Origin of the sequence: Erysipelothrix sp. strain 2 (EsS2-7-Brazil) (assembly GCF_016617655.1) — a bacterium.
Taxonomy (GTDB): domain Bacteria; phylum Bacillota_I; class Bacilli_A; order Erysipelotrichales; family Erysipelotrichaceae; genus Erysipelothrix; species Erysipelothrix piscisicarius.
This window is the reverse complement of the sequence record NZ_SCFT01000020.1, coordinates 1-20,709: the sequence shown is the minus strand read 5'-3', so window position 1 is coordinate 20,709 and position 20,709 is coordinate 1. Positions and strand designations below refer to the sequence as shown.

Annotated in this window: 19 protein-coding genes; 7 read left to right on the top strand and 12 right to left on the bottom strand. The window is 37.1% G+C overall.

Annotated features, from left to right (window positions below):
• Window positions 1–5: 5 nt before the first annotated feature.
• The 9 genes from EPJ90_RS08070 to EPJ90_RS08030 form a co-directional block, all read right to left on the bottom strand.
• Entirely contained in the window at window positions 6–1,817 is a 1,812-nt protein-coding gene (locus EPJ90_RS08070) for an LTA synthase family protein (protein ID WP_200542951.1), read from the bottom strand.
• 99 nt (window positions 1,818–1,916) lie between these two features.
• Window positions 1,917–2,690, bottom strand: coding sequence for a pyrroline-5-carboxylate reductase (gene proC, locus EPJ90_RS08065; RefSeq protein ID WP_200542948.1), 774 nt, complete (start codon window positions 2,688–2,690; stop codon window positions 1,917–1,919).
• A gap of 17 nt (window positions 2,691–2,707) precedes the next feature.
• Window positions 2,708–4,033 carry an AAA family ATPase gene (locus EPJ90_RS08060; protein ID WP_200542947.1) on the bottom strand — a complete coding sequence of 442 codons (1,326 nt, stop codon included), beginning with the start codon at window positions 4,031–4,033 and terminating at the stop codon, window positions 2,708–2,710.
• A gap of 9 nt (window positions 4,034–4,042) precedes the next feature.
• Window positions 4,043–6,019 carry an alpha/beta hydrolase family protein gene (locus EPJ90_RS08055; protein WP_200542946.1) on the bottom strand — a complete coding sequence of 659 codons (1,977 nt, stop codon included), beginning with the start codon at window positions 6,017–6,019 and terminating at the stop codon, window positions 4,043–4,045.
• A 112-nt stretch (window positions 6,020–6,131) separates the two neighbouring features.
• Window positions 6,132–7,379, bottom strand: coding sequence for a DUF1576 domain-containing protein (locus EPJ90_RS08050; protein WP_200542945.1), 1,248 nt, complete (start codon window positions 7,377–7,379; stop codon window positions 6,132–6,134).
• Between the two features lie 104 nt (window positions 7,380–7,483).
• Complete coding sequence (locus tag EPJ90_RS08045) at window positions 7,484–8,164, bottom strand: GTP pyrophosphokinase (RefSeq protein WP_200542944.1); 681 nt, start codon at window positions 8,162–8,164, stop codon at window positions 7,484–7,486.
• A gap of 76 nt (window positions 8,165–8,240) precedes the next feature.
• Complete coding sequence (locus tag EPJ90_RS08040) at window positions 8,241–8,531, bottom strand: HesB/YadR/YfhF family protein (protein WP_013852418.1); 291 nt, start codon at window positions 8,529–8,531, stop codon at window positions 8,241–8,243.
• A 58-nt stretch (window positions 8,532–8,589) separates the two neighbouring features.
• Window positions 8,590–9,243, bottom strand: a complete 654-nt coding sequence (locus EPJ90_RS08035) for a hydrolase (protein ID WP_003774066.1) — start codon at window positions 9,241–9,243, stop codon at window positions 8,590–8,592.
• A gap of 9 nt (window positions 9,244–9,252) precedes the next feature.
• Complete coding sequence (locus EPJ90_RS08030) at window positions 9,253–10,107, bottom strand: YitT family protein (protein ID WP_161636937.1); 855 nt, start codon at window positions 10,105–10,107, stop codon at window positions 9,253–9,255.
• Window positions 10,108–10,196: 89 nt separating this feature from the next.
• On the opposite strand from EPJ90_RS08030, the gene EPJ90_RS08025 reads away from it, so the two are divergent.
• Genes EPJ90_RS08025 through alr form a run of 4 tightly spaced genes read left to right on the top strand, consistent with a single transcriptional unit; the run spans window position 10,197 to window position 13,135 of the window.
• Window positions 10,197–10,709, top strand: a complete 513-nt coding sequence (locus tag EPJ90_RS08025) for a GNAT family N-acetyltransferase (protein ID WP_161636938.1) — start codon at window positions 10,197–10,199, stop codon at window positions 10,707–10,709.
• Window positions 10,693–11,637: a dipeptidase gene (locus tag EPJ90_RS08020; protein WP_161636939.1), complete on the top strand. Its 945-nt coding sequence runs from the start codon at window positions 10,693–10,695 to the stop codon at window positions 11,635–11,637. The genes EPJ90_RS08025 and EPJ90_RS08020 overlap by 17 nt, the downstream gene beginning before the upstream one ends.
• 17 nt (window positions 11,638–11,654) lie before the next feature.
• Window positions 11,655–12,065 (top strand): hypothetical protein, encoded by a 411-nt coding sequence (locus EPJ90_RS08015; protein ID WP_125163827.1) that lies wholly within the window; start codon window positions 11,655–11,657, stop codon window positions 12,063–12,065.
• The gene (gene alr / locus EPJ90_RS08010) at window positions 12,065–13,135 is read left to right on the top strand and encodes an alanine racemase (RefSeq protein WP_125163826.1); all 1,071 of its coding nucleotides are present in this window, start codon (window positions 12,065–12,067) and stop codon (window positions 13,133–13,135) included. The genes EPJ90_RS08015 and alr overlap by 1 nt, the downstream gene beginning before the upstream one ends.
• Before the next feature lie 355 nt (window positions 13,136–13,490).
• Here alr and EPJ90_RS08005 read toward each other — a convergent pair whose 3' ends face one another.
• The 3 genes from EPJ90_RS08005 to EPJ90_RS07995 all read right to left on the bottom strand — a co-directional run bounded on the left by EPJ90_RS08005 (window position 13,491) and on the right by EPJ90_RS07995 (window position 16,647).
• Entirely contained in the window at window positions 13,491–14,210 is a 720-nt protein-coding gene (locus tag EPJ90_RS08005; RefSeq protein ID WP_161636940.1) for an HAD family hydrolase, read from the bottom strand.
• Window positions 14,211–14,292: 82 nt separating this feature from the next.
• Complete coding sequence (locus tag EPJ90_RS08000) at window positions 14,293–15,276, bottom strand: D-isomer specific 2-hydroxyacid dehydrogenase family protein (RefSeq protein WP_161636941.1); 984 nt, start codon at window positions 15,274–15,276, stop codon at window positions 14,293–14,295.
• A gap of 117 nt (window positions 15,277–15,393) precedes the next feature.
• Window positions 15,394–16,647 (bottom strand): DNA recombination protein RmuC, encoded by a 1,254-nt coding sequence (locus tag EPJ90_RS07995; protein ID WP_161636942.1) that lies wholly within the window; start codon window positions 16,645–16,647, stop codon window positions 15,394–15,396.
• A gap of 114 nt (window positions 16,648–16,761) precedes the next feature.
• Between EPJ90_RS07995 and EPJ90_RS07990 the strand changes: the two genes are divergently transcribed.
• From EPJ90_RS07990 to EPJ90_RS07980, 3 genes are all read left to right on the top strand, one after another.
• Window positions 16,762–17,673: a patatin-like phospholipase family protein gene (locus tag EPJ90_RS07990; protein ID WP_125163823.1), complete on the top strand. Its 912-nt coding sequence runs from the start codon at window positions 16,762–16,764 to the stop codon at window positions 17,671–17,673.
• Complete coding sequence (locus tag EPJ90_RS07985) at window positions 17,670–18,482, top strand: aldo/keto reductase (protein WP_161636943.1); 813 nt, start codon at window positions 17,670–17,672, stop codon at window positions 18,480–18,482. Before EPJ90_RS07990 ends, EPJ90_RS07985 begins: the two co-directional genes overlap by 4 nt.
• Before the next feature lie 150 nt (window positions 18,483–18,632).
• Window positions 18,633–20,489, top strand: a complete 1,857-nt coding sequence (locus EPJ90_RS07980; RefSeq protein WP_161636944.1) for a heavy metal translocating P-type ATPase — start codon at window positions 18,633–18,635, stop codon at window positions 20,487–20,489.
• Window positions 20,490–20,709 lie beyond the last annotated feature (220 nt).

Genomic DNA, 20,709 nt, shown 5'->3' with positions numbered 1-20,709 from the left:
TTTAATTATTTATCGAGTGTTGTCATTAAAGAACGATCATAGAAAGTACTTCTACGAGATAGTTCTGCATTAAAGGTCTCAAGACCATCACGTTCAACCAGTGTTGGTTCTTTTGAGAACAAATCAGTACCCAAACCAAGACGGTGGCCTTCGATCTCGACACCCATTGCGGAAAGTGTTGTCGGGAAGAAATCAACGGGGGAAAATGCACGGTTATGAGTTTCTGCGGATTTTTGAGGTGCATTGAGAATTAGGTTAAAGACCGTTCGTTGATAGCTCGGATCAAAATGCTCAAAGAATTTTTTATCCATACTCAAGTGATCACCCGTGATTAGAATGGTTGTGTCTTTATAGAAGGGCTGCGCTTGAATCCAACGAACAAACTTAACAGTTTCTGCTTGTGAGAATTGAATTACGTTTGCATATTGAGAATCGTGTGGTGTGGGTGCGCCTTCTTGTAAGTAGCCATCAGGAAAGTGTGTATCGGCTGTTTCCATGGTGAAATTAAACGGTTTTCCAGTTGTGGAAAGACGTGTTATTTCATCTTTTGCAAAGCGATACAGTTTATCATCCTCATAGCCCCACCATACTTGATAGTCTTGCGGAATAAGTCCCTCACTTCGCGCATGGTTTAAATCGAATATATTAAACCCACCGTGAGAAGTAAAGTAAGTTGTAAGCCCTCCAAAATCAGCATCAGCCCCAAACATAATGGTTTGTTCGTATCCTTGATCATGAAGAATATCTCCAATACCGCGAGCACCCGGTAAGAAATATCCCGATTTACCGTAGTCTTGACCTTCTACTGGAACTTTTAAAGGAATTCCCATTCCCATATTAACCATTGCTGCGACAGACCATCCGGATCCATATGTTTGATAGGGTCCTCCAAAGGTGTCATTATGAGAAAAACTCATCCCCTCTTTCGCAAGTTCAGTCATCTCTGGCATCAAATTCATATCCATGTGTCCACCTAATTCTTTAGGTAGGTAAGAGTTCTCCACAGATTCAACATAAATATGAATTAGATTGCGTTTTTTTTCTGGAAAATGAAGTATATCATCGCTCGGTTTGACGTAATTTGACTCAATATAGGGGGATTTACTTGCAACTGAAGTTGCGACTTCATCCAGTCGTAATCGTTTTACGCCATACACAGTCCCCAATAAAGCAAGTACAATTCCAATGATTAAAGTTGATGTACGCAATTGCTGAGCAGTAAATACTTCGCGACGGTGTTTTCTAAAAATATGTAAGTCCTTTTTGTTTAAGAGGACAAGAACAAATATAATAGCAACCAGAGCAGTCTTTACGATTGGTTTTAATAATTGAACCATAACACTATCTCCGGTTCCTTTGACTGGTGAGATAAGGTTAAAGATGAACTGCTCAGGTGTGAGTGCACCAAAGAAAGCTGTAAACCAACGTGAAAAGAAGAAAAATGCAGCACCGATCACAATTAGTATGACAAGAATACTATTTACAATACGGTGACTCCGTGCACGAACATATTCTCCAGGAATAAAAATAATCGTATTATTGATAATCGCTTGAAGAAACATGAAGAGTAATCCTACAGGAATTGAAACAAGCACAAACTTAAGTGCAAAGCTTAAAGTATAAGCACTGCTTAATAAAACTTGAGGCTTCTCCAAACCAAAGCGTATGAATAATATCGTTACAGCATTAACAAGAATGCCATAACCTAAAAGATTAAGCCAAAAGGATTGTTTCTGATGTTCCTGATTCATTAAATACGTGCTTAATAAACCAAAACACAAAGCAATCAAACAATATGTCGTTATTTGTATAATCATCATGATACCTCGAATCTATCTAAACAAAGGATACAATAGGAATCCAAAGCACACAAGATGAAATTGTCTAGAAAATAGAAAAAGAGCCTTTTGGCTCTTTTATCCTTGTTTATCTTTAAGAATTGTAGCGTGTGAAGCAGCGTGAATTGCTTCAGCAAATCCATGCGTATCAAGTGCACGAACACCTTCGATTGTTGTGCCACCAGGGGAACATACACGATCAACAAGGACATCTGCCGGTTCGCCACTTTGACTTAAATAATCTGCACTTCCTGAAACTGCAGCACAGGTAATTCTAAGGGCGGTCTCATAATCAAAGCCTTCTTCAAGTACTGACTTCGCAAGTTCATCGATAAATTTAAATACAAATGCAGGAGAGCTCCCAGCTAACCCAATAAAACCACTAAATTGTGATTCAGGGATGGATACAAACCCACCAAGTGCATCGAAAATATCTTGAACTTCAGTTAAAGCTTCAGGAGATACCATCGTATTATGACAAACTGCAGAGATCCCACGTTGAATCGCAACATTCAAGTTAGGCATAACTCTTATGATTGGCATGGGACCAGATAAGGATTCAATATCCTTAAGGGTCTTTTTAGCCGCAATTGAAACTAAGGTTTGATGATCTAATACGGGCTTAATTTCATTGAGTACTGTTTCAAACATTTCCGGTTTAACAGATAGAAATAGTAAATCGACACTTTGCGCACAGTCACGATTTGATTTACATGGATGGACGCCAAGTGCAGATGCTTTATCACAAGTAGACTCGTAGGTTCTTCCACTAATATAGATCGAATCCTTATTCTCAATACCATTTATGATCGCGTTAGCCATATTACCAACGCCGATAAAACCGATTTTCATAATTCACCTCATAGAGACTAAAACAAGTCTTCTTTATACATTACACGGTGCACCTGCTGTACCCACTTCTTAAACTCTACGAAATACTCATCATTTTTCACAAACTGAGGACGATGGAGTTCACCATACACGCCTTGTTCATAACGGTTTCGCACGTTGTGATTGGCTTGGGTAGGTGCAATATCTTCAATACAATTTACAGTATAACTTAAATCAGAATTTGCACTGCAAATATAAATGCTTGCAGGATCAACGATATTCATAGTTGAAAGTTTATCCATGGTTAAAAATGTTTGCCCTTCAATTTGTGGCATATAGTACTGAATAATATGCTGCACGAGGAAAGTATGAAGTGACAAATCGAAATCATCACCGATTAACGTACTTCCCATCAATGCATCAAAAAGGGCAAAAATCTTATTCACAAAATCATAAGTTCCCGAAGGGAAATCCCCATAGGGGATGGTGTAATTCCCTTCAATTCCTTTCTTTACGACTTTTAACTCATAATCCCATAAATCTTTTCCCTTATGGGTAAAGGCATAATATGCTTCGATGACATTAGGAAAAAGTGTCACCAACATATTACTTAATAAGGGCTGAGCCTTTTCGAAAGCGAGCTTGCCAATTGGATCATGGGTTCCTGTAAAAGGGGTGATATTGTTATCAGTAAAGAAATTAAAATATGCTTGATGATCGTAATAGGGTTCAACACCAATATGCATACGACGGATAAACATACATACATCGAGCAACGTATACTTAATCGCAATTTTATAAACGGATTGACGTTCAATAATGAAGTTTAAAATTGACAACATGGTGTGTTCACCGTAATACGTATCATAGAGGTTTTGGATTACTGGAATGTCTTTGGTTAGAATCATACCTCGTCCAAATGAAAAGTCTGTAGGCGATGCCGTAAAAATAATGATAGCTCGATTATTAATGCGTTTAAAGAGGCTTTCACTCACAATTTCTTGATATTGATTGAAAACAATTTCGTAAACAAATACCTGGCCATCAAGGATCATTTCATACGCTAAAACCATATTGTCTTGTGCGAAAATACGGTAGTGACGTTTTGCCTCCTCACGAAGGTTGAAATATTCAATTGAAGGATGATCATATTTTGGATGATCACGTGTTTCAAGTAAATGATTTAGGTAAAGACCGTTATTCATTTTTCGTAAAAACGCAAAGGAAAGTAAGAGTGATGATTTACCCGAGGCATTATCACCATAAATGTAGATACGCGGTTTTACAGTACCACGTTTGTTTTTAAACTCGATTCGCAAATCTTTATAACATCTAAAATTCTTTAGAGTTAGACTACCAAACATTTAAAGACCTCACAGTTTTAAGTATTTATCCATCCAGTTGGTAATTTCTTCAAGTCGTTTGATACGAGCTTTTGGTTTACCATTACGTGAAAGTCCGTGGTTTTCTCCACGCAACCAAACAAAACGCGTATCCACGCCATTTTCTTTGAGATATGTGAAGAATTGCATACCTTGTTCGATTGGACAGCGATAATCTTCATCAGAGTGAATAAAGAGTAACGGTGTTTTCACGTTGCGAGCATATTTTAGTGGTGATTGATTCCACATCTTTTCAGTATCTTCAAGGGGATCTGCTGCCGTTTGATCATCAGCGAAATAGAATCCAATATCTGAAGTCCCATAGAATGAAATCCAATTTGAAATTGAGCGTTGGGTTGCTGCACATTTAAAGCGATTTGTATGACCAACAATCCAGTTTGTCATAAATCCGCCATAAGAACCTCCAGTTACCCCGACGCGCTTCGGATCAATAGCGTAGCGATCCAAGACGATATCTGTAAACTTCATCAGATCAGCATAGTCAACATCACCATAACGACCAAAGATATCCATAAATTCATTTCCATAGACATCACCGCCGCGTGGGTTTGTAAAGAAGACAATATAACCTTTATTTGCCCAAACTTGCATTTCATGATAGAAAACATCAGAATAAATAGTTTTTGGTCCGCCATGAATATCTAAGATGGCGGGATATGATGAAGTTGGGTCGTAATCTTGAGGTAAAAGGACCCAACCATCAAGCAACTGACCATCATGAGTATATTCAAAGTGTTCGGGTTTTGCGATGTAGGTATCTTTTAAAATAGACTGATTAAATTCCGAAACCATTGTGACTGCATTTTTAGCGAGGTCAAGTCGATAAAGTTCTTGAAGATTATTATTGTAAAGACCAATACCGTAAAACTCATCATTAAATTTAATCCAACCATCAAGACTACCGGGTGCATCAAATGCACGTTTGATGGATGTTCCATCAAAACTATAAAGCACTGTTCGATCACGATATGTTCCTACAAAATAATACACATCATCAACAACACGACTTGTAATGGAATCTACGTAGCGGACATCACTTCCAATGGACCCCCAGGCACTTAAACCGAAATCTTGAACCTTGATAAGTGCGTTGTGGGTAATTTGATAGAGATCGCCATTTTGATTGATACCATAATCGTTTAAATTACTACCGAATGCATAAATTGTTTGATGAATCATAAATACGGAACTGAATGAAAAATTATGTTGCGTATACAGTTCTGTCTCTTCATTTTTCGTAAAATCATAAAGATAGATATCTTGATAGAAATCCGGTTTACCTGTTGCAACTTCACGAGCATAAATCATGCATTGTTTTTCTTTATCAAAATGATAGAGTGAAATATCTTCGTTTTTATCTGAGAGGGCGACATAACGGTCTTCATCAATCGTATAAATAAACAACTGACTTCGTTTGGCTTGGTTAAAACCGCCGCCGTTTGAGTAGAAAGGGATTTCTTCGAAGACTTCGAAAAATGAACTGGATTCTACTTCTGCGTTATATTTTGATCGCGCATCATCATCGCCATCAAGGAATACATGATCGGTGACACTTAAACTTCCTGAAAGCAATAAATGATTCTCATCAATGACTTTCAAAGATCCTACTGGAAATTTAAACGTGTAGGCATGATTCAGTTCACCTGAGTGAATATCGTAGCGATAAAAGACTGAATGTTTAGATTTTAATGCTTCTTTTTCAGACTCTAAGCGCGCTAAAGGGAGTAAAAGGGTATTATCCGTTTCCCAAAAATAACGTGAATCATTTCCTAAATCAAATATTCGTTTGTGTGTTAATCCGTCGGAAAGATAGAGATCGTGAACATAATCGTTTTCATCATAACGTCCAACCGATTTAATAAATGCCATGTGTTTCTTAGCAGGACTTGTTGTAAGTGAAGCCAAATAAGTATAATTCAAAAAATCTTTTAATTCTAATTGTTTCATATGTGTCACTCCTTTTTAGAATTATATCACAATCATACCGAACAGATACGTTTTAGCACAAAAAAAGAAGTTGGTGTCACCAACTTCAAAGCAATACATATTTAAGAGTGCATCACTTAAAACGTTGTTCTTTTAAAGGGATAAATAAGCGAAGCACAGGAACCATTACCGCTGCTACAATACCTACAGCAAACCCCGTATTATAGAGGTTCATACCAGCATGTAACGAACCGGAATTTAAAACAACTGAGGAATTTATAAATCCAGCGACAATACCCCAAATAAATCCAAAGTCACCAGCTATTGGAGCCAGCGCGGTGCTAAATAAAGCGCCAAGTAAAACGGCAGGCTGATCTAATGACCAACTTTTCGTAAGACCGCCAAGATACACACCAATAAATATCGGGGTGATATTTCTCCAATGCTTCCCAGCCCCTGAAAAACCAATGATGGTAAGGATACCCCCAATATTCGGTCCGTTAAGTGCACCTTTCGCAACCACGAGCACAAAGAATAAAGCTAAGAATCCGTTCACGGACATATTAATTAAAACAGCACCGAGGCCATATTTTTTATAAAAATCATTGTCCCCATGACCGGTTTCACGAAGTAATTGGCGGTATTTACTAAAAGCGTCATGATCACTGAGCCAACCGATATAGAAAAGCAAGAGAAACAAAATCGACAATACAACGGCAGAGGGAATTGTGTATTCTGTCGTTACGATTAATCGCTTATAAGGGACATAGCCATACGATTTCATAATCGAAACATAGAGGGTACTCATAATTCCAACCGCAAACCCAATATTCGCAAGACTATAACCATCGTGAACTTTATATAGAGAGCGTGCTACGGGTTTAATCGTAAAACCAATTGAAAGTCCAACTGTAATACTTAGAATCAGCCGTAAGTATAGAGGGAGATTGACGACAAACATTAATTCACTAACAATTGGAGAAAAGCTTGTCGCCAGTAAAGAGATATGGACAATATCTTTGTAAGCTTCTTTGGTTACAAGCGCATAAAGATAAGTACCAATGAGTATCGGAATAATATTGACAATGTTTTTACCAAACAATCCGAAACTTAACATAAGCATAATTGAGGCTATGACCGAGCCTGAAAACTCGGTCTCAGAATACATAATGATTAAAACGGAAATAAGCGTGATTAGACCAGCATTAAATAAAGCTGCACCAACGCCGCCGATTGCGAAATAATCGGTAATCAAAATATCTGACTGAACAATGATCTGAATCATTCCAGAAAAAATGGTTTCGGGTGAATCAAGAACAAATGCAGAGCCAATAAGTAAAATACTTAAATATAAGAAAAGCCGGTTTGTTTGATTACGCATAAATCACTTCCTTTTTCATAAATATAACTTAATTTTTCTTAAATAAAAAGCATTAAATGAATAAAAGAACACCCAGAAAACAATAAAAAGAACGCATAAGCGTTCTAAAAATTACTCTTTGAATTTTCATCGTCAATTAAATTTCGAATATCAAGCATTTTTTGATCTGTTTTTGCAATCGTCTCTGCACAGTCGAAAAGTTCTTCGGATACTAACTCAAGATGGCGATGATCTTTTTTGTAACGGATTTCGTGCTCTAATGAAGCCCAAAAATCCATGGCAATTGTACGAATTTGAATTTCTACTTTAGCGTAATGTTTTCCATCTGAAAGAAAGACGGGAACCTCCACAATTAAATGAAGACTCCGGTAACCGTTTTCTTTAGGAAATTGAATATAATCTTTAACTTCAAGGACTTGGATATCATCTTGATTTGAAATCATATCTGCGACAATATAGATATCATCAATGTATGAACAGATTACCCGAACACCTGCAACGTCATTTAAGTGCTGAGGGATTGAATCCACATTCAAAGGGACTTCAAGTCTAAGTAGCTTTTCCACAATACTTTGTGGTTTTTTAACGCGTGATTTTATGGTTGTAATTGGATTTCGGGTCGTAAGTGTTCCAAGTTCTCTGTCCAAAATTTCAAGTTTGGTGGTGATTTCGCGTACTGCGCAATCATATAAAAGCATTAAAGCAATGAAATTTTTGGTTTGATTTACAAAGTCTGTGGGCACTTTAAATTTTTGATTATTAATAATAACTTCATTTCGTGACATAAACTCACCTCTAAGATTATTTTATCATAAAATATTAAAAGTCTATGATATCTAGAAGAAAGTAAAAAAAAGAGGGTTACCCCTCTATAATTGTGACATCGTATTTTGGTTCATCACGTTCTTTATCAAACGTAATACTGAGGTCTTTATCGGCAAAAAACCAGTCATCTGACTTTTCAACATAAAAGTTGATGCCTTCTACTTTGATCATTTCCAGTGGTCTACTTGGTTCCATAATTGCCAACGCAAATGAGAAACCACCGTGAGGACCATAAACCTTTCCAAAAAATTTAACGCTGTCGTTTGCTTTAAGATTCAGTTCGCGAATATACCACTCTGCTGCTTCTTTTGATACTTCTAATTTCATTGTGTCACCTCTTTTAAGTTATGTTATCACACTCTGGCTGAATTATTATGTAATATGCTTACTCTCGATAGGTAGCCATCAAGTCTTTAAACATATCGGCTGTGCTTGGGGGTGTAAAGGATACAGCGTTTGCGCCAGCTTGTATGGTTTTCCGACATGATTCTTCCGTAGGGCCACCAGTCGCGATAATTGGTACTTGCGGATGATTCTTTCGAATTGCCGCAACAACTTCAGGTGTGCGCGCTGCCGCGGATACATTTAGGATTGTTGCACCGGCATCAAGACGTGCCTGAATATCTTCATTTTCGTTAAGAACGGTGATGATAATCGGAATCTCAATCGCTTGTTTCACAAGACGTATTAATTTATTTGTAGTTGGAGCATTTAGGACAACACCTGTTGCACCTTGTTGTTCAGCGTCAACTGCAAGACCTACAACGCGAAGTCCACGGGTAGTGCCACCACCAATTCCAGAAAAGACGGGAACATCCGCAACGTTTTTAATTGCGTGTGTAATTATTGGTTGGGGTGTAAAAGGATAAATTGCGATAACTGCATCGGCATTACAATTACGAATAATTGCGACATCAGTCGTGAATAAAAATGACTTAATTGTACGACCAAATAATTTAATTCCACTTGCTTCCTGAATCGATTCAGGCACACGAATAATGTGCGATCTTAAGTTGCCATTATATTCTGGAACAAACATACTTACCTCCTAGATGAGACGTTTTTCAAATCCTCCGTCTACTTTTAAATTTTTTGTGACAATGATAAAGGCATTGGGATCATGTTTTCGAATAAGTTGTTTTAATTCAACAACTTCACTTTGCGCAACAATGGTTACAAATACATCCATTTGACTCCCGGTATATGCACCATAGCCATCCCAATACGTTACGCCACGATGGATAACTTCAATAATTTCACGTTTGATATCTTTATTTTTCGTATATACCATTACACTTACCTCAATATTATGTTCATGGAACTTATCAAGACAGAAGGAAAAGATAAAGGAGTACACGAGCGAATAAAGTGCGGTTTGTGCATTATAAACAATTAAACACACAAGATAAATTGAACAGTTCACCATTAAATATAATGAACCCAAACTTCCTTTCTTTTTTTGAGATAAATAAAAACCAATTACATCCAAACCACCCGAGGACCCTTTGGCGCGATATGAAAGTGAGGCACCGAAGGCACCAAGCACAGCCGCAATGATAATTGAAATAAAAACATCATCTACAATTGGCTGACTCATAACAGGAATTAATGTAAAACAGATTGCTTGTGTTACAATAGTGACAAGTGTATAACGCACAAAAGAATGCGAAAACTTGAACCATGCAAAGATAAGCAAAGGAATATTAAGAAATAAATTTACGATTCCAGCAATGTCAAAACCAAATTCAAATTTAAAGACGTATTGGATGGCATCACGCAATAACTGCGCGATCCCCACCATACCACCATTGTAAATCTGGGCAGGAATAATAAATAGATTAACAGAGAGTGCAAACATTATTGCACCAGCAATGCAAAGTAAATAATTTTTTGTTTTTTTCATACTCTAATTATAACAAAATCTAAGGGTTAAGAGTATTCTTTATTTATGAAAGAATTTCAATCGAGATATCTAGGAAAACAAGAGGGATTATGATGACAATACAGATACGAAAAGCTAAAATTGGTGATTTACCCGAGATCATGCATATTATTGAACAAGCTAAAGCGATGTTTCGCGATAAAGGTATTGATCAATGGCAAAATGGGTATCCAAACGAAGATACCATACGAAACGATATCAAAAATGAGAATGGCTTTGTGATTCTCAAGGAACAAGATTTGGTAGGAACTTTGATGCTTCAACTGGGTGATGATGAAAATTATGATACGATTGAAGAGGGGCAATGGAATGAAGAAGGTCCCTATGCGGTAATCCATCGAATTGCGATTCATCCAGCATATTATGGTCAGAAAATTGCGACACATGCTCTTAAACAGATAGAAAACACTTGTGGAAAAGCAGGCTTTTCCGTGGTTCGAATCGATACGCATAAAAACAATCTTGCTATGAATGCACTGTTGATGAAAACAGGATACCAACTTTGTGGTAGAATAACTTTAAAAGATGGGGGAGAAAGACTCGCGTATGACAAAAAAATATAAAATCATTGATTGGCACTGTGATGTGCTTTTGAAACTCCAACAGGATCAATCACTTAATTTTAAAGATTCAAATGAATTAGATGTCAATTATGAAAAATTAAAAGCAAGCAATACGAAAGTTCAAGCGATGGCAATCTTTATAGATCCCGATTTAAACTTTAATGATAAATATCAAATTGCTCTCGAACAGATTGATGCATATAAACATCGTGTGCTTACAATACCTCATGTCGTTCAAATAAGATCTTTTAGTGATATCGAGAAACTAGGGTCGGATGAAATTGGTACATTTTTAACTTTAGAAGGTCTTGATTGTGTTGGAAATGACATGGAAAAAGTAAAGCATTTGTTGGATGAGGGGGTTCTCTCCATTGGGATGACATGGAATGATGCGAATCTAGCATGTGATGGAATTGGTGAGCCACGTGGCGCAGGTCTGACTGCTTTTGGATTTAATGTAGTGGAAGAACTCAATGAACGAAATTTGTTTGTAGATGTATCTCATATTAGTTTAAAAGGTTTTGATGACGTACTTAATAGTGCAAAGCATGTTATTGCAAGTCATTCAAATGTGAAGGCTATTGCGAGCCATCGGCGTAATTTAAATGATAATCAAATCAGACGTATGCTTGAAGGGGGGTTTCCAATTCATGTCGTGTACTATGATGCTTTTGTAACCGATGACGAAAAAGAAACCGAAATTTCTGATTTAGTACGTCATATAGAATACTTAGTAGAAATGGGTTGTGAGCAGCAAATTGGACTTGGTTCAGATTTTGATGGGATTGCAACTAAAATCAAGTATCTAGAAGACGCTTCAAAAACACAAAATTTACTTCTGGAAATCGAAAATACCTTGGGTGAAAAATTTACAAATGCGATTGCTTATGATAACTTTATTAATTATGTTAATCATAAAATGATATAAAGGAGAACGAAACCATTATGGAAATCTTTAATACACGATCATTAACACAGAAACAAAGATTTAATGTAGCACTACTTGTTGGGGTAGTTTCGGCAGTAGTCTTAGGAATTGTATCAGGAATTTTTAGAAATAAAGTTGCGAACTTCTCATTAGTTATTGTAGGTGTTGGGTATCTTATTGCACTTGCGATTCAGAAATTTGGTCGTGGCGTCCAAATGAAATTTTCGATTATCGCAGCCTTGTTTACTTTGTTGGCAATCATCATTAGTGATGTCGTGACCGTTATGGGAATTGCGGGCCTTTTCGAGTTAAGTAGTTATCAAATTATCTTTAAGTATGCAGCACAAAACGAGATTCATTCCGTTTTATGGATTGCATATCGTTTGCTAGCGATTTATATAAGTTATAATTATTCGAGGATTATTTAATGGATGGTAGAGAGACGATTGCAACGATAAATCTCGACAATCTTTCATACAATATTAATAAAATAAAAGAAGTGACAGGGAAGTCGCTTTTTGGTGTTGTAAAAGCAAATGCTTATGGTCATGGTGATGTTGAATGCAGTCGCATCATGATCGAAGAAAATCTCCCGTTTATTTGTGTTTCATCAATCGACGAGGCACAACGTTTGGTTGAAAAAGGAATCCTTCATGACATTCTAATTTTCAGTTATGTTGATCCAAATTTCATTGCATCAAATCATCAAGAGCAATTCGTATACACAATTCCTTCAATTGAATGGTTTCGTAAAGTTCAAACGTTAGACCTCGACCTGCGGTTGCATTTAGAAATCAATGTAGGCATGAACCGAATTGGAATAAAACACAATCAAGAAATTGAAGAAATTCTATCGAGTGAGGTTTCACTGGAAGGAATTTACACCCATTTTCCAAGCCCTGAAAATCTTGAAAAAGGACGTGAACAATTAGCACGTTTTGAAAAAATTGTCACCACATCGAACCGTGATTTTAAATGGGTTCATGTTGGGAATGCACCGGTTTCAATTATTAAAAACAGTTCAGTCATAAATGGTTTTCGTATGGGACTTGCGGTCTACGGGTATCGAGTGGATATGCCAGTATTAAAACCAGTGCTGTCTCTGCATTCCACGATATTGCATATCGATGAGGTCGAGGCAGGGGAGTCAATTGGTTATGATTACACCTATGAAGTGGAGACCAAAGAGTTATTTGGAACCATGCCAATAGGCTATGCTGATTGTTTCGATGTAAGAAATAATTTAGTTCCGGTGTATATTAATGGAAGACCGTATTCGATTGTAGGAAAAATATGTATGGATCAGACGATGATACGAATTGATGAACATGTTTGTTTGGGTGATGTCGTTGAACTGATTGGTGAACATAGAACCTGTGCGCAACTAGAAAACATTACAGGGATTTCGAAGTACGTACTTCTATCAACCCTTAGCGAACGTATTACCCGGCATTATATTCAAAATAAAAAGATTGTTCATATCGACAAAAGAAAATAAAAGAGGAACGAGACGGGGACTCTAAAAAAATAAACTGGGATTTGTAACTTGCGGTAATGTACCGAAGATATAAATCCCAGTTTTTCGTGACTCAACATTGAAGATTAAAATACTGCCTAATGCTTGAAACCGTGTTCTTTCCCAGAGGATACGTATCGCGTTTCAATATGCGTGATGTTATCTGATAGCCATCGTTGAGAGTGATATCCATACTGTTTTAATGATTCTTTCTTCCTTCTTTGTGTACTAAGAATGTGTTGAACATCATCAAAGATTCATCAGTGCTCGGTCTTTCAAGACTTAAACGATTACGTTCTTGATCCAAATTGAACTCCGTGCGGATTGACTGTTCTTATTAAGGAGTCCCATTAACCGAGGTCAGCCCCACAGCTTCTTTATTTATGGAATTTAAAACATACGACTTTATCTGACTAAATGAAAATAGAGTGAGACCATCATAATAACCATCACGACGCCGATGATTAAACCAAACAGCTTCCCATCCTGCATTTCTTGCGCCAAGAACGTCGTTTGCGAGGGAATCGCCAATCATAATTAGAGAGCCAGTTTGTTGTGCTTCAATAACTTGGAATATTTCCCGGGAAGGTTTATAATATCCGACATCCCCGGAAACAATGATCTGGGAATGAGGCATGTAATCTTCCAAACGTAAGGCTTTAATTTTCTTCCATTGATGTTCGGAAGGGCCATTCGTTAAGACATAAAAAGGTATGTTGCGACTATTAAGGATAGTGAATAAATCATGAATGGCAGGATGCAGTTCGAGGTGATCCAAGTGATATGCGTAGCGTTCTTGAAAAAAATCTGCTTCGGCAGGACTTATTTGGATTCCAATATCTTCGAGAGGTTTTTGAATTCGAAAACGTCTCATTTCGAGGTTTGTCATTGTGCCATTTTGGGTTGCTTCAAACACAGAATCACTGTAGATACGACTTTGAATGTATAACGAACGGACATCTTTTACGTCAATAAATCCAGCGTCATCGAGCGCTTTTTTAAATGGAATAATTTGATCGTAGAGCGTGTCATCCATATCAAAGATAAATATACTCATATAATCTCCTTTTGGTATATATTGTTAGGGTAAACGTTAAGAAAAAGGATTAATATAGATTAATCCTTTTCAGAAATAGAATTTATTGAATCTCCCATGGACTTTCATTTGTTTTAACAAAAGAATCCAAAGAGCGCAAGGCAACCTCGACCATGTCCGATACAGCTTGATCTGTGTAGAAAGCACAATGCGGTGTGATAATAACGTTCTTATGACTTTCTAATAACGTTAGTTGGTGATTTGTCAGTGTGGATAAGCGATGGTCTTTATGGAAGATGCCGAGTTCGCCTTCAAGAACATCAAGACCTACAGCACCAATATGACCGTTTTCAACATATTTAATGAGTGCATCTGTATCAATTAATTCTCCACGTGCACAGTTGACAATTACTACACCAGGTTTTGTAAGCGCAAGATGCTTGTCGTTGATGATGTGGTGTGTTGATTCAAAGAGCGGTGCGTGTAGTGTAATGACATCCGCTTCTTTTAGAAGTGTTTCAAGATCCACATAAGTTAAAACATCTTTAATGGCATCATTTTCATAAAGGTCATATCCAATAATACGGCCACCAAACCCTGAGAGGTTACGTGCAGTAATACATCCGATACGTCCGGTTCCAATAACACCAAATGTCATGTTATGCATCTCTTTTCCTTGAAGACCGGCTAAAGAATAATCCTTGATTTCTGTACGTTTCATGATTGCTTTCATATTACGTAATGACATTAGAATTAACATTACCGCAAAATCGGCAACACAATTGGGAGAGTACGTTGCATTTGAGAATTTTAGACCGAGATCGCGAACGGCATCCATGTCGACATTATTAAACCCAGCCGAACGAGATGCGATGTATTTTGTCCCGCCCTGCGCAAGAATCTCAAGAACGCCTCGACTTGCATCGCAGTTACCGAGAAAAGCCACTGCCTCATAACCCTTAGCTTCTAACGCATTATCCTTGCTAAGTTGCGCAGGAACAACTTTTAATTCAATGTTCATTTCTTTAGCATAACGTTCAAACGCTTCCGTTTCATCGGGGCGGACAGCATAAGCAATTAATTTCATATTCAATATTCTCCTTCATAATTATTAGACGTGTAAAAACATCATCATGTGTATCCTACAATAAATTAGGACAGAAAGGGTGTAAGGCGCCCATAAATGCCCTACCAATAAAAGTTATCATTGCGATTGTTGATTATCAATCTGTGTTTGTGAGAGGGCTTCGCGATCCACACCAGAAATTGACTCAAAGCGACTGGATATCTTGCGAGATGTGATGTGTAAATCCTTGACATCTTGATTGACATTTTCAATATGTTTACTTAAATTATCCCATCGCAAACGATAACGGTCAAATTCAGTGTGCAAGCGATTGAGTTCATCGTGGATGACACTTGCATATTTTTCGCGTTCGAGATTTACGAGGATAGTTTGAATTGTCGTCAGTGTGCTCATAAGTGTTGTTGGTGAAACCAGCCACACACGTTTTCTTTGTGCATATTCCAAGATGTCCGAATGATAAGCGTTAATGGTAGCAAATACAGCTTCGGCAGGAACAAACATTAATGCTTGATCCGAAGTAACCCCTGAAATGATATATTTATTCGAAATTGCATCAATATGCTTCTTGCAATCAAGAACAAACTGTCGTTCTGCATTTTGTCGTTGGTTTGGGTCCAAAGATTTATCAATCATACGTCGATAATTCTCAAGTGGGAATTTGGAGTCGATAACTAGTGTACCAAGTGGCTCGGGTGCAAAAAGAACTGCATCAGGTCGTATGCCTGGTGATAAGTTGTACTGCATTTGGTAAATTCGATCATTTTTATCCCCGAAAATTGACGCTAAAATTTGATGCAGCTGCACTTCTCCAAAAGTTCCGCGTGTTTTTTTATCGGTAAGAACATCTTGTAATGAAACAATCTCAACTGAAAGGGCATCAATTTTCTTTTGGGCTTCATCAATCTTACTTAATCGCTCCACGATATTTGTGAAGGTGTCGTTAGTTTTTTTAAATCCCTGATCCAGTGATTGGTTTACTTTTTCGTCCATAAGCAGTAATCTTTTTTCCACACTCTCTGTGAGTTTTGTAAACTGTTGATCCAATTGAAGATTCATTTTGTCGTGAAAGAGGATTAAAGCGCGATTGACCTCTTTTTCAAATACAATATTTCTTTGTGTTAGGTCATTAAAACGGATATCTATTCGGTCTGTAAATTGATTAAACTTATCAGAGGTCTTCTCTCGACTTTCAAAATCAAGTGCAACCATTTGATTCATTGCGTTGTTTGCTTGATGTGTTACCAAATCTTTAAGTTGTGAGACCTGATTGGTAATGTCGTCAAGATTCGTAGGATTTCGTTGAAAACTTAATTGCAAATATATAAGGATAAGTAAAAGTACAATAATAAGTATTAATAATATTTGTGTCATAGTGGCTCCTTTAATTAAAACTATTATACGACACTTCAGCGTCACCGTGTCAATTTCATGCGTTTATCGAATAGATCGAATATTTTATAGTATAATAAGGATAGAGGTGTCAATATGAATAAAATAGGATTAGCTTTATCAGGAGGCGGTGTTAAATCAATTTCTCAACTTCCTGTTATTCGAGCATTAAACGAAGAGAACATAAAAATTGATATGGTGTCAGGAACATCAATGGGTTCTGTAATTGCTGCTCTGGTATCCTGTGGATTAACCTCCGATGAATTGACGGATATTGTTTTGAAATTAGAGCGAAATATTAAAGAAAAGCATATTTTCTCAAAGCCAAGCCTTAAATTACTTCCATTTTCAAAAGAAAAACTTACGGGTGGATATGTGGATGGACAAGAACTCGAAGATGAACTTCAAAAAGTTCTTGATGAAATCGGGGTACATAATATTTCAGAGGTGAAAATTCCACTTGCGATTCCAGCTGTTGATTTAACCACGGGGAAAATCATCTGCTTTGTTTCACATCCCAATGAATTTAAAACGCTTGATCCAATGTGGGAGATTGTTACGGATATTCCGTTGGCTAAAGCGGTGCGTGCATCGTGTTCATTTCCGTTTGTGATAGCAGCAATGGAATACCAGGGATATATGCTGGTAGATGGTGGTGTGCGAATGAACCTGCCACTCGAATTAGTAGAGGCATATGGTGCTGACAAAACAATCGCTGTAACGATGCATTCTAATGAGTCATTTCATGAATATAATTCACTGATGGCTATTGCGACACGTTGCATGGATCTGATGCGGATTGAAGAAGATTATCATATTGTGAAGAAAGCGGATATTCATATAAATGTTCCGCTCGATGATGTGTGGGTTTTTGAACTTGGTAAAGGTCGTTTTACCATGGATCGTGCGGATCTTGTTATTGAAAAACATAAGGATGACATAAAAGCGCTCGTAAAGAAAAAAACACTCTGGGAACGAATTAAGGAAGAATTGGGAGGACTCTCATGAAATTTAAAAAGTTGCGTAATGGAACTACGATGCCGATGTTGGGCTTGGGAACATATCGCTTGGTGGAAGATGATGCATATCAAATTGTATCAAAAGCGCTTGAACTTGGATATCGTCATATTGATACTGCCATGATTTATAATAATGAAGTGGAAGTTGGACGTGCGATTAAAGATTCTGGAATTCCACGAGAAGAACTTTTTATTACGACAAAGTGTTGGAATGAGGATCAAGGCTATGAATCGGCACTTCAGGCTTTTGATTTATCGTTAAAAAAGCTTGGTTTGGACTATGTTGATCTTTATTTAATCCACTGGCCACAGCCAGCCTCATGTGATACATGGCGTGCTTTTGAAGAAATCTATAGGAATAAGAGAGCTAAGGCAATCGGCGTTTCGAACTTTAATGTAGAACAGTTAGAAATTTTGTTAGAAGAAGCGACGGTTATTCCGATGGTAAATCAAATTGAACGTCATCCATATTTAGTTCAGGAAGAATTAAAAAAAGTGTGCGATCGACATAATATCGCGTGCGAAGGATGGATGCCAATTGCTCGTAATAAAGTTTCTGAAAGTGAAGCCATTGTCAAGTTAGCGCAGAAGTATCATAAAACACCTGCACAGATTACATTAAGATGGCAGATACAAACAGATTGGATCGTATTCCCAAAAACGCAATCGTTTGAGCGATTGGAAGAAAACTTTGATATTTTTGATTTTGAATTAACAAATGCTGAAGTAGATGTTGTGAATAACCACAATGAAAACCTACATTTAGGTACGAACCCTAATAAATATAAAATTAAATAGAGCTTATGTGCTCTATTTTTTTATTCAACCTTGTGAATTATTTTATTTAAAGAATGAATAATCTTATACCTTATGAGTGGATTTATCAATTCAAGATGGTATAATATACATATATTGATAATCATTATCATTATTATTGGAGGGTTAGTTATGTGGAAAGAAACATTATTAAGTTTAAAAGAAACCATAATCTGTGGGATTCTGTTGTTGCTAGGAGCAATACTTAATAACAACGTACTATTAATTTTGGCAATTGCGATTGGTGGCTATAACCAAACGAAAGAAGGGATTACAGATACAGTTCAAAATAAACATTTGAATGTGGAACTTTTAATGATTCTATCTGCTATTGGAGCATGTTTAATCGGCTATTATATGGAAGGTGCAGTCTTAATATTTATTTTTTCTTTATCAGGAGCGCTAGAAGAGCTAACCCTTGACCGTAGTCAACGTGAAATTCGTTCTTTAATGGAACTGCAACCAACAGAAGCTACACGAATGAATAAAAATGGAAGTACTGAAGTTGTACCCGTCGAAGCGTTAGAGATTGGCGATAAGGTCATTGTTGCTGTTGGAGAAACCGTTCCAATTGATGCAATGATTTACAAAGGTCAAAGCAGTATCGAAGAGGCGGCAATTACAGGTGAATCAATGCCTAAAGAAAAGAGTGTTGGAGACATGGTCTTTGGAGGAACACTCAACATTTCGAATCCATTAACCATTGAAGTTAATACTTTGGTTAACGATACACTTATTCAAAAAATTGTAAAGATGGTTGAAGAAGCACAACAATATCCGTCAAAGACAGCTCGTTTTATTGAGCGTATTGAAGATTACTATGCACGTATTGTATTGGTTGTTGTTTTATTGGTAATTCTTATTCCTATCCTCACAATGGGTCAATCGTTCCAAGAGGCATTTTATCGTGGAATGATTTTATTGGTTGTTGCATCACCATGTGCCCTTATTGCATCGGTAACACCAGCAACCTTATCGGCAATTTCAAACGGTGCAAAGCGCGGTATATTGGTAAAAGGCGGTATCCATTTTGAAAACATGATGGATGCAAAAGCAGTTGCTTTTGATAAGACCGGAACATTAACGCAGGGTGTACCATCGTTAACTGATATATTCTATATTGATGATGTTGATGCGCGTGAGGTCGGTGAAGCGATCATTGCAATTGAACAGTACTCAACGCATCCACTTGCGAGTGCGGTAGTAACAGGTCTTTATAATGAATTAAAAATCGAAGAGTATCCATCCGCAAACAATGTTGAAGAAATTGCAGGGTATGGAATTAAAGGGGTTTATGCAGGAAAAGAATATCGAATCGGTAAACTCGACCATATGACTTCAGAAGATCAAATTGTTACAGACAAAGGACTTGAATTTGCAGAAAAAGGGAATAGTCTTGTATACGTCCAACAAGATGGAGATGTTATTGGTGTGCTTGGTCTGACGGACGTAATTCGTCCCGAAGCGTTATCTTTGGTTCGTTGGTTAAACAAAAATAATATCAAGACAGTCATGATTACAGGTGATAACCAGAAAACAGCAGAGCATATAGGATCTCAAATTGGCGTCTCAAAAATTATTGCGGAATGTCTTCCGGATGAAAAAGCAACTATTATTCGTGATTTGGAACGAGAATATGGAACCGTTGTAATGATCGGAGATGGAATTAACGATGCGCCCGCGCTTGCGAATGCAACTATTGGGGTTGCAATGGGAAGTGGAACCGACATAGCAATGGAGGCTGCAGATATTATTCTGGTTAAAGATGATATCACCGGAATCCGATATGCTATCGAACTCTCTTTAAAACTTCGAAAGATTGTAATTCAAAATGTTGGCTTCGCAATTGGTGTCATTCTTCTATTAGTCATCTCCAACTTCTTTGACCGCATATCACTTCCACTTGGTGTAGTTGGTCATGAAGGAAGTACAATTCTAGTGATTTTAAACAGTTTAAGACTCTTGAAAGAAATAAAAATAAATGATTAAGTGGTTTAAAGGGGATATTCCCCTTTTTTATTGCTTAAAAGCACCCAAACAAACCTTTAAAATCACATATACAAATTATTTAAGAACAAACTTAAAATAAAGTGAAAATAGTGTTGACGGTGGATAAAGAGGGTGGTATTATATACAAGCGCTAAGGGAAACCGAGTGCAGAAAATGGTCTTTGAAAACTAAACAGGAAACGTCAATTTCAAAAAGAAAT